This window comes from Chamaesiphon sp. (genome assembly GCF_041737865.1).
Taxonomy (GTDB): Bacteria; Cyanobacteriota; Cyanobacteriia; order Cyanobacteriales; family Chamaesiphonaceae; genus Chamaesiphon.
In genome coordinates, this window is record NZ_JBGSQZ010000104.1 from 25,324 (window position 1) to 35,451 (window position 10,128).

The following is a 10,128-nucleotide window of genomic DNA, read 5'->3' on the forward strand; positions in this document are numbered from 1 at the left end:
ACAAGTTGAGCTTATTCGGATCGATCGATCAGTTGGAATCTAATCTGTGCAAGCAAGGAGTTAAAGTAGCTGACTGTCATAGTTATAGGGTTTTAATTGGTTCCATGTAATTACATGGAACTTTTGCGAAATCGATCGTTACCCAAACACTTACATCTAATCCTATCTGAAGGGAGAAGAAAGCGAAGTAGAAGTCCGACTAGATGAAATAGCAGCAACATTATCAGCAGATAATCTCGACCAAATAGAATTAAAGTTAAGCAAGAAGAAAGTAGTGTGGGTCAAGACATTTAAGGCGAGACTGTCTAGTTTGGAAGGAGAAAGAATTTTTGCTATCGTCATGAATGCAAGTTCTTTAGGAACCGCTACAGATGTTGACTACCTTATGACTAATATCATCGATGTCTTTGCCGCTCATCAAGCCAATTTGGGCTTGATGAGCGGCTTGATTTTGTTTAAGTCCCATTAGCAAATGGACTTTGGTTTTACCGCCTATTTTTCGCGCTAAAGCATCGCTGATCGTTTCTGCCAAAGCAGTTTTTCCCGTTCCCACATCTCCCTCTAAAAGTACCAATGGCACTCGATCCCGAAGCTGTTCGCATAGACGCAGTACTTTAGCTTGCACCGATTTCATGCGTGCAGAGGTACTGCGATCGCAAAAAAAAATAAATGAAACATGGGCGAGTGGGTTCCTCTCTGAAGTCCCTGTTGAGACTCCCCAACACCTGCTCGAAGTCGAAAAACTTTATGAAAGAGGTTTAGGACGTGGGGAAGCAAGCTCAATTGTGATTGCACAAGCTGAAGGTTACGATCTTCTCATAGATGATAAACAAGCTAAGAAAATTGCTACAGCACGAGGCGTGAAAATAATTTCTACTGCCGAAATTATCATGCTCAATATTCAGCTTGGCAATATTATGCTCAAAGAGATCGATGGATTTATTGAGCAGTGGCAAGCTATTAGCGAATTTCCAAACTCTACCTAGCTCAAATCTTTTGCATTCATTTATGAGGGATCTTATTTGCCCAAAGATCGATCTCCGTACTAGAAATATTTCTGGTACGGCGATCGATCTTGGCAAGATAGAACCTGCATATTATCCCAACTCTATAGATACAACTCATGACAACAGAAACTCCCATTAAATCCCAATATCTCAGCTCCGAATATGCCGCGACAGATTTTAGTTTTCCTCACGTCCAGGTGGTGCGGGGAGAAGAAGAACAATCCCACTGTGGCTATTTTATTCCCCTGCCCCAGGCTCAAAAGGCCGGGTGGAGTAATATCGAAGCTACCAAAACGATTATCTACACCTATAACGATGGTAAAAATGCCGAAGGCATCTTGCTCGTGCAGCCACGCATGGTAATGTGTGCGGTTAGCAAGCTCGGTATGTTCGATCGTGCTGCCAGCCAAGATGAAGATCGATTAATGGTAATTGGTGAGTGGAATCGGGATCAGAGTAAAGATCCCAACATTGGTAATTTCCAGATCTATTTAATAATGTTCTTGGGTGAGAGTAATTTCCCTTTACACCAAATCCCTTTTAAAATAATCGCTAAAGGCGCACATCAAGCCACTTTGAGCAAATATTGGGAGCAAAATTGCATTCAAGTAGCAATGCTTCATGCCAAAGCAGCTAAGGCTCCTTTTCTGCCCCGCGACGAACGGTACAAGGCATTGTGCGTATTCGAGCCAGTTATCAAGCGGATGTCCGTAGGTAGTGGTAAAACTAAATCCCCTGCTTGTTGTGTCGATGGCTTTGTCGCCCCAACGAGCGGTAACTGGCGATCGTTCTTTTTGGGCGAAGGTGAGGAGTTGTTAGCCGAGACAATCTTGCAAATCCTCAATCCTCAGCCCCGCGCACTCCAGATGCCCCCATCTTCTGGTAGTGTTATCGCCTTAATTCCGCCATCTTGCAACTCACCATCGACTCCGACAGCACCCCGTCAAATCTCCGCAGTAGAAGATGATGTCGAACCCACACCAGCAGTAGTTCAAAAAACCGCAACTTCAGAAACCTTAGCGGTAGTTCCACAAAAGATCGGTGTTGTCAAATCGACCCCCGATCTAGATGAAAATGATGCTGACTTTAGCTACGAAGAAGACGATCTGCCATTCTAACTACTGACAACACCGATGGGCATTTCCAACTGTTGGAAATGCCTGTTTTTTTTGGGAAATTAACTATGTCTGCCAAATTAAGCTGTCCAACCGCTGTTCCTTCTGTCTTCTTTTGACTAATAACTTAAATGAGCAACAGTTTAGCCGATTGTAAAAAGCAGTTACAACGTTATCGACACAACCGCTTCTATTGCCCAGTTTGTGGCGGTCACAATTTAACTTTCTCGCCTGTCGGAAAGTGGAATTGCTGGAACGATGACAGCCGAGCGCATCGGCTGGAGATTATGTCTGCGGTAATCCCCACTCGTGGTAAAAACTATAGTCTCAATCCGACATCCGAACCCCCACCAGAAATTCTGTTACCACCGATCCCGCTCATCTCATCCGCTCAACTACACTTACCGCTAATGAGTCCAGTAATTTTGAGTGAAACGAGCGGCAATCGCACTATTTATCAATATAGCGATTGCCAGCGAGTTACCCGCTTTAACTATCATACTCACAAGGTCATTCGCCCTCAGTATTTTGATGGTGAAAGTTGGGTTAAAGGTGCGGGAAATAAGCAGTGGATTCCCTTTGGATTATGTCGATTAACTGCCTATCCCGGTAGGTTGAATATCGTGCTAATTGTGGAGGGTCAAAAGTGCGTAGAAATTGCTTATAGTCGCGGCTTACCAGCAATTTGCTTGGAGGCTGGAGATTATAGTAATTTAACCCTCAAGCACAAGTTAGAAGTAGTTAAATCGCAACTAAATTGCCCGTTATTAGTAATTCTACCGGACAACGATCTATCGGGATTATATCGAGTTAGAAACATATTGTCGGTTGCTAATCGACTCAATGTTCCTGCCTTTGCAATCGATCCGTTAAAAATCGAACCACAGCTAAAAATTGGTGGCGACATCGAGCAAATTCCAAGTTTAACAATTCAATATTTGATGCACATTATTAAAGAGAGAAATAAGTATGGACTTATCAGGATTGACCGACGACCAGTTGCTGCAACTCATCCAAGCAGCGATGGCCGAAACCGTTCTGCGGGGTGAAGCGATTGCTTATGCTGCTAATCAAACTGTCTCTGATGCTGCCCAAGAGTTGCGCGATCGTGTTGCCAAAGCCGAGGCAACCGGACGAGCTGCAACAGCACGATCGACATCGAGTTATGAAGCAAGTGATAAAGCTGCTCTAATTCAATCGTTAATCGAGTCCAGCTTCTTTGCAACTTATCGCTACGACCAGTTTGGTATTAGCATCTGGGAAAAGCGTGGCGAAGTCCGCGTTTATATCCAGCAAAGCTTTGTCGGCGATCCGTGGAAGTTTGCCTACTTTCATACGGGGAATGCCTGGAGTAGTCCCAGAACAATGGATAGCGCAGACGGATCGACCGCAACTTCGTTAATTCCCTTATGTAAAGCAATTTGCGAGCGGCACATCCCAGGTTTTAAATGTTATTCCAACGATCTAAAAAAAGCTAGTCCCGATCCCCAAGCCTTGGAATTTTATCGTCAAGCCATTAATAAAGTACATCCAACTATCTAAACCAATGACTAATCAAACTAACGCCCTTGCTAATGTTCTCACTTCGATCGTCACCCAAGCGAGTAAGTTGCCCGATACTGGAGTTGCCACTAATTACCAAGCCCGTATTGGATCGGGAAATCCGCTCTCCCGCGTTATGCTGATCGATACCAGTGGCTCGATGGATGAGATCTGTCGCGGCAGCGGTTGTAAGCGGCGGATCGATATCCTCAAAGAAGCCATCGCCAGCATCGGTTGGCAAGATTATCGATTGGTATGCTTCAACTTCCGCGTTACACCGATTCAAGATGTTAAGAATATCTGCGAACCGTGCGGCGGTACGGCATTGCATCGAGCAATCGAATATGCCACGTCGTTGTATCCTGCTCAAACGCTCGTCATCTCAGACGGAGAGCCAGAAGATGAGTCCGAAGCAATTAAAGCCGCAAAAAAATTGTCAGGTACGATCTCAACTCTATATATTGGTGATGATGACAATAAAGAGGCGATCTCGTTCATGGCAAAACTAGCAAGGTTAGGCTGTGGCAAGCCATATATTCAAAGCTTAGATGAAGGCTACAAAGCAATTGGGGGCACGATTTCCCAAGCTTTGCTACCGCCTTCGCGTCGATGAATAGAAGCAAATAAATTCACCTTTAATACCCTCAGATACTTTTGTCTGAGGGTATTTTTTTGTCTATATGTATGATTGCACCGCTGCGATGGCTGTTACTTTAAAAAATATTAAACTACTTAAAGAAAACCGCAGCAATCAGCTTTTAGCGGAGATTGAGTCAGAATTAGAAATTGCAGTTAAGTTAATGACCGAACGGCATCAAATTGGCAACTCTATTTTCTGGAACACCTCCAGAGTTGGAAAAAGAAAAGGTACTCTTGCGAAAATGTCTATAGTTGCTTTTAATGCAAAAACTGCTTTTGTTAAAGCAAAATCTGCATTCCATGAGTTTATGTTGGAAGTACAAATTAGCGAAACAGATGAAGTAAATAGACTATTACAGATTCACCAAGATTTTTATCTAGCCGATCTATGGTTCGTCAAATTTAAAGCAGACTGCCACCAACTTCAACTGTCGTTACTAACTGCTTAAACTGCTTGAAGCTTGCGCTCTCCGTTTGGGGTCAATTAAATTTTATGATATTCTGGCTACGACCGAAGGCAAAAAGCAAGCTCTGGGCGACCCAAATCTTGCTTTTCTTTTTGATGGCATTTTACGCGAATAAAACGCCATCTTCAATTAACATTACTTTCTTACAGCTAATGACAATCGTACCAGTTTTAGCCCTAAATATCCAGTCAGAGACTGCTACAGCTTCACAACCAATAACCGAAGCTGACGAGCAAATGCAACTCGCGATCGATGAAGCACGTTGGCTCGATCGATGCGATTATTACCAGTCTAGCCAAGTGGCATAAGTCTTCGGTGATTAATACTGCTATTTTGAGCTGATGGGGAACCCTATCTTTATAGAATCTCCTAGTGGTAACAAAGTATTGTCTCACTGGGGAAGTCAGTCTACACGATCGACCTTCGATCGTGTGCTTTTTTATCAAACTCTTCTAATCGTCGCAAATGAGAATACTAATTATTCGCTTGCTAGTCCTGTTAGATTCCAGGTTGGCGCAGATCGATCGTGAAAATATCCTGATTGCTAAGTCATTAAATGTATCGATCAAATGGCACCTTCATCCTTTAGATGAAAGACAGGAGTTAACTAAAATCGCCTTAAAGCGGCAAGCTCAACAAAATCATCGAAAGTTTGATATTAAGAACTTGAAAATCCACGATAATTGTAATAACTAGTGTCCGTTGGTGTTGGCGTTGGCGTAGCCTGCCGTAGGCACAGCCTCCGCCCGATCCGAACATTCGGATCGTTATTAACTCTCATCCAAAATTAGCCACTCAAGTAATTAAAATTATGGCAACATTACTAGAACTCGGTCAAATCCGTGACGCGCTTGTAGAGATGATTTTTGACGGATTGGAGGCTGCTGGAGAAGATCCCGCAACACAGCAAATTCTCGCAGACCAATTAGCCGATTTGGAGAACCAAATCGCTAACAAAGTCGATGCGATCGTGGGCGTTCTTGCTGCAAAACAAGCCGAAATTAATTACCTTGTCGAGCGACGAGAGCATTTCGACAGGCTAGTTAAATCTCGCCAGAGTGCAGTCAATCGTTTCAAGGATTATCTCAAATCTTCCCTAGAACAACAGGGAGTTAGTTCGATGGCTGGTAAAGAAGCTAAGTTAAGGCTAGTTAAAAATGGCGGTAAAGCTCCAGTTTGGATCGACGATACGATCGATCCAAGGAAATTCCCCTCAGATTGCATTATCGAGAGTTATTCTTGCTCTGTCTCCACTGAGTTTATTCGAGAACGCTTAACTGAATTAGGTACCAATGACTTAATCGTCGATGGTCAACTTCTCGCCAAAGTCCAAGAACGTGGTACTCATCTGCGAATTGGTTAAAATAGAAAACCCTCATCAACTCTACTGTTTATCTTTACAAGTACTGTTACAGGTGCTTTAAAAGTACTTGGGATTGCTTAATCTCAAGTACTTTTAACAAAAACCAGCGATCTGAAACTCGCTGGTTTTTCATTGTCCATTTATCCATTTATCGATCGGAATCATGAACGCACAAGAAATCAAATCTCATCTCGATCGATACAACGGTTGCGAACAACCATACTTTCGACACACAGGGTTTTGTCGAATCGACTACACCGATGGTATCAAATTTTTGCAAGACAAAGTTGGCTGTTTGTGGCTGACTAATGCAATTGCCAGCTACCAAACTAGCAAGTTTAAAGCTATCAACGATCGGCAGTTCTGGAGACTTACCGTTAACTTGGAGAGTCACGCTGGAATCCTTACTTGTGATGACGGAGATGGCAACATCTTGGTAAATCGATCGATTCCGTATACTGATTTCCCCTTGTCAGAGATCCGAATCTGGGTCTGCATTCAACCAGAAGTTTTTATGTTTTTACCTTCTGAGTATTAAGGACGTGGATATATACAGACTAGTTACCTATGGCGAAGAAGTTCAGTTGACTTTAACTACTGCCCAATCTTCGGATCGTAAAACTGCCATCCGCGAACTTAGGCAGTGGGCAAAAGAGTATAACTGGGTAATTCGCAAGAGCGAAGACGATGAAGATGCAACCGCTCAAATACAACATCTCGAACTTGTCAGACGACCTAGACTATAGCCGAATGCCCATCGCCTATGCTGTCGCTTGTGCTTACTACCAACTCGAATCAGTAACACCAGAATATCCCTACTAATTATGCAACTAACTCCAGAAGATAAAGCCGAACTCCAAAGATTATTTAGCAATGCCTATAGCGGATTAAATAGCCAAAACTGGACGAGATCTGTCAATGAAACCGATCTATGTATGTATAACAATTCCAATGGCTACAAATGTGCGATTGGATTTAGCATCGAACCGCTTGAATACGATTCAAGCATGGAGCTTATTGCTCTGGGATCGGGTTTGGAAGAAGTCATTCTCATAGCATTAGGTGTTGAAAATGCTAGTAATGATTTGCATAAAGCCATCGTCGAACTCCAAAGACTACACGATACCTCGAATAGTCCGATTGGCATGAAACAGATGTTTGAAAACTTTGCTAGTTGGTATCAGATCGAAATCCCAGATTCTAATTATCGAATTACCTATCACTAATTCTAATGCGAATAATCACAACAAGCACATTATCAAATAAAGACCGATCCAAGTATCTAACTTTCGGTTGAGAAATGGCCTACTTACCAAGTTATGCAATTAAACTTATTCCCATCTATTAAGGCTAACCCCATAACTTCCCGCTTTGATGAATCCAGCAAAATAGGGATAACATTGCTCGAATTCTGTCGTCAAGAATCTGAACTTAACGATCGTATCTATGGCATAAGCTACAGTCAAAGGTGCGAATTAATGCTCCTTGGATATCAGTTTCCCTGGTTTAAAATTAATGAACCGATCGCTAAAATCAATATTGATTGGTGCAAAGTCTACCAAGAGTTCCAAGCGTCCAGAGTAGATGTACCCAAATCAATCGTCAAAACCCCAAAGCCGATCGTTCAATGGTCGCTCGATGCCAAGCGCAGAGTCAGGCTCAAAAAATTGCACGATCGATTGCATAAACAGTACTCAATTCCCGATCTGTTTCACGCCGCAATTGGGCGAGCATTGCTGAAAAATCCCAACTACTACGGAGTTTGCGTTCTGCCATCAGAACAGATCTGTCACTACACGCCAATCATAAATCTGCGCCAACAAGCCGCGATCGATCGAGAGAACCAATATCGAGCAGGTCAATAGTAAAACATTTGCATTTATTTGTGAGTGTTAGCAATTCCGCTATCACTTTCAAATGAGAATATTATGAAAAAAATCCGCATCAAGAAAGTAGATGTCAAGATTGTCGGGGAGATTCTGGCGAATGGCTTCCCGCAGCGATGGAAATACCGCCCAAAGGCCATATTGCCATGTTTGATGTCAACATGTGCCAACGAGTAGAAGCTCTGTCTCAAAGTAAATTCATCGGACTTAAAACTAGTTCGATTTCACAAAAATTAACTGAATAACTAGTATTTAGAGGATGATTGAAATGGCAGCACGAGAAGTTGATTGGAATATTTGTCGTGGACTTCCCACCAGAACATATCGGAATTTGAACAATGGATTAATGAGTATCCAGCAAAAAGTTAAAAATTCATGGATTGTAGTCGGGCATCTCGACAATCTAGTGTTGAAAAGTACTACATTTCATGTCTCAGAAGCCAGCCGTCAGAGAGTTTTGAAGGAGGGTCGAAAAAACGTTCACGCCTATGGACAGGGATTTTTGGTAGGAAAAGCTCTGCCGAAATTACCATCCGTCGAGCCAGTTTTCTACTGCCCATTTCAACAATCTTATTTTTCATGGCAGCGAACGGGTGAAAGGCTCGATCGTGCAGATTTATTGATTATTATCGATAATCAAGTTTACTGTCCGGTTGAAGAAACTCAATCTCAACTAGCATTATTTTAGTATGTATTTTCGCTGGTAAATTATCACAATTCGTTAAGTAATCCATGATTTTTCAGTCGTAAGTTTATGAATGTCTGTGATAAATCTGTGAAAGTAGCAATTGCCGACCCTCTGCTAATTTTGCATTTCCTTATAAATCTGATTTTTTAGTTTAAATATGCCGAAAAATACTCAAGTCTACAAGCACTAATTTTGTCTAAATCTCGGTGAATACGAACATCGGCAACTTTAGCTCGAAGCAGCTCCGATCGATGTTTGGCATGAATTTTTATGTAACTGAATATAGTTTGTTGATTTTCAAAAAAATCTGTCGATACTAGTATCGACAGGTTTTTACTGATAAAATTCTATCTTCAATAAAAATTATGGCAACATTAATCGTCAAATTGTCAATCGAGATCCAAATCGAAGTTCCTGACAAAAAGGTTGCAACCTTCATCAAACAAGACCTTGAAGATATGATAGCCAACAGTGTAGAAATTAGTAATAGTAACTGTCCGCCCGATTGGGATGAAAAAGAAGAATGCGAAATTACCGATGTTAATGATGCCAGCTTGGAATCTGAAGTGATTGGAGTTATCAAGCAAAATGGTAAATCTTACATCTGGAATGGGAAAAAATTAATAGCACAAAAAATTGACGTTGGGAAAGCCTAATCGAATAACAATCTATTTCCTAATATCCACCACCTTTGCCCGTAGAGCGATCTACGGGCTTTTTTTATGCAAACTATTACGCGAATTAGTGCTGTTCGAGAATTTACCGAGCGATTGAAGGCTGGCGAACGGCTAGGACAAACTGAAATCATCGAAGTGATGAATGATTGCTACGGCAGTAGTGCCAGCGGTAAGTGGACATTTAAAGCCGCCACAGATGCGATCGAGTCGGCAATGGTCAGCTACCTACTACAGCAACCAAAGTTGAGCCTGTCCCAAATGCGGGAGCTGCAAAATCTGACGGTAGACCACAGTGTCCGCTCTCAAGAAATGTTGGACTTACAGCAATTCTCTTCTCCATTAGAATTAAGCTGGTTAGTCGGTCGAGCTGCGATGGTGAACGCTGATGATGTCCTAGTCGAACCAAGCGCGGGAACGGGCATTCTCGTCGGTGCGAGTATCAACCAGAGAGTCAAACCAACCACGCTCGTCCTCAATGAGTTTTCCAAGTCTCGCCGAGATCTGTTGCGTGAAGTCTTTCCATCCGCAGAGCTATTTTCGGTAAATGCAGAATACTTGAATGACATGTTGCTCCAACGCATCAAGCCATCAGTCATCGTCATCAACCCCCCGTTCTCGCGCAGTATTACCAGTACCAAGCGTAATCCCGATGTCTGCTTGCGTCACTTGCGATCGGCGTTGCTAAGGTTACTGCCCAATGGTCGGTTGGTGGCGATCGTCGCTCATTGGTTGAGTCCAAATAAA

16 protein-coding genes and 1 pseudogene are annotated in these 10,128 nt (G+C 42.6%); 16 read left to right on the plus strand and 1 reads right to left on the minus strand.

Features of this window, described 5'->3' with window-relative positions:
* Positions 1-355 precede the first annotated feature (355 nt).
* Positions 356-634 carry a hypothetical protein gene (locus tag ACEW9J_RS07445; protein ID WP_373544499.1) on the minus strand — a complete coding sequence of 93 codons (279 nt, stop codon included), beginning with the start codon at positions 632-634 and terminating at the stop codon, positions 356-358.
* Here ACEW9J_RS07445 and ACEW9J_RS07450 point away from each other — a divergent pair.
* From ACEW9J_RS07450 to ACEW9J_RS07525, 16 genes and pseudogenes are all read left to right on the plus strand, one after another.
* Positions 633-986, plus strand: coding sequence for a hypothetical protein (locus ACEW9J_RS07450; RefSeq protein ID WP_373544500.1), 354 nt, complete (start codon positions 633-635; stop codon positions 984-986). The two genes, ACEW9J_RS07445 and ACEW9J_RS07450, sit on opposite strands and share 2 nt — an antisense overlap.
* Positions 987-1,123: 137 nt before the next feature.
* Positions 1,124-2,125, plus strand: a complete 1,002-nt coding sequence (locus tag ACEW9J_RS07455) for a DUF5895 domain-containing protein (RefSeq protein WP_373544501.1) — start codon at positions 1,124-1,126, stop codon at positions 2,123-2,125.
* A gap of 128 nt (positions 2,126-2,253) precedes the next feature.
* Positions 2,254-3,171, plus strand: coding sequence for a hypothetical protein (locus tag ACEW9J_RS07460; protein ID WP_373544502.1), 918 nt, complete (start codon positions 2,254-2,256; stop codon positions 3,169-3,171).
* Positions 3,092-3,664 carry a hypothetical protein gene (locus ACEW9J_RS07465; protein WP_373544503.1) on the plus strand — a complete coding sequence of 191 codons (573 nt, stop codon included), beginning with the start codon at positions 3,092-3,094 and terminating at the stop codon, positions 3,662-3,664. The genes ACEW9J_RS07460 and ACEW9J_RS07465 overlap by 80 nt, the downstream gene beginning before the upstream one ends.
* A gap of 4 nt (positions 3,665-3,668) precedes the next feature.
* Positions 3,669-4,277, plus strand: coding sequence for a VWA domain-containing protein (locus ACEW9J_RS07470; protein WP_373544504.1), 609 nt, complete (start codon positions 3,669-3,671; stop codon positions 4,275-4,277).
* Between the two features lie 88 nt (positions 4,278-4,365).
* The gene (locus tag ACEW9J_RS07475; protein WP_373544505.1) at positions 4,366-4,752 is read left to right on the plus strand and encodes a hypothetical protein; all 387 of its coding nucleotides are present in this window, start codon (positions 4,366-4,368) and stop codon (positions 4,750-4,752) included.
* 44 nt (positions 4,753-4,796) lie between these two features.
* The gene (locus ACEW9J_RS07480; RefSeq protein WP_373544506.1) at positions 4,797-5,078 is read left to right on the plus strand and encodes a hypothetical protein; all 282 of its coding nucleotides are present in this window, start codon (positions 4,797-4,799) and stop codon (positions 5,076-5,078) included.
* Between the two features lie 157 nt (positions 5,079-5,235).
* Positions 5,236-5,466 carry a hypothetical protein gene (locus tag ACEW9J_RS07485; RefSeq protein WP_373544507.1) on the plus strand — a complete coding sequence of 77 codons (231 nt, stop codon included), beginning with the start codon at positions 5,236-5,238 and terminating at the stop codon, positions 5,464-5,466.
* Positions 5,467-5,581: 115 nt separating this feature from the next.
* Positions 5,582-6,133 (plus strand): siphovirus Gp157 family protein, encoded by a 552-nt coding sequence (locus ACEW9J_RS07490; protein ID WP_373544508.1) that lies wholly within the window; start codon positions 5,582-5,584, stop codon positions 6,131-6,133.
* Positions 6,134-6,296: 163 nt separating this feature from the next.
* A complete protein-coding gene (locus ACEW9J_RS07495; RefSeq protein ID WP_373544509.1) occupies positions 6,297-6,671 on the plus strand; it encodes a DUF6876 family protein in 375 nt (124 codons plus the stop codon).
* Between the two features lie 4 nt (positions 6,672-6,675).
* Positions 6,676-6,879 (plus strand): hypothetical protein, encoded by a 204-nt coding sequence (locus tag ACEW9J_RS07500; protein WP_373544510.1) that lies wholly within the window; start codon positions 6,676-6,678, stop codon positions 6,877-6,879.
* A gap of 78 nt (positions 6,880-6,957) precedes the next feature.
* Entirely contained in the window at positions 6,958-7,359 is a 402-nt protein-coding gene (locus ACEW9J_RS07505) for a hypothetical protein (protein WP_373544511.1), read from the plus strand.
* Between the two features lie 252 nt (positions 7,360-7,611).
* Positions 7,612-7,998: a hypothetical protein gene (locus ACEW9J_RS07510; RefSeq protein WP_373544512.1), complete on the plus strand. Its 387-nt coding sequence runs from the start codon at positions 7,612-7,614 to the stop codon at positions 7,996-7,998.
* A gap of 289 nt (positions 7,999-8,287) precedes the next feature.
* On the plus strand, positions 8,288-8,707 hold the full coding sequence (locus ACEW9J_RS07515) for a hypothetical protein (RefSeq protein ID WP_373544513.1): 420 nt from the start codon (positions 8,288-8,290) through the stop codon (positions 8,705-8,707).
* A 365-nt stretch (positions 8,708-9,072) separates the two neighbouring features.
* Positions 9,073-9,363 carry a hypothetical protein gene (locus tag ACEW9J_RS07520; protein WP_373544514.1) on the plus strand — a complete coding sequence of 97 codons (291 nt, stop codon included), beginning with the start codon at positions 9,073-9,075 and terminating at the stop codon, positions 9,361-9,363.
* Between the two features lie 66 nt (positions 9,364-9,429).
* Positions 9,430-10,128 (plus strand): annotated as a pseudogene (locus ACEW9J_RS07525) (hypothetical protein); the annotation flags it as partial.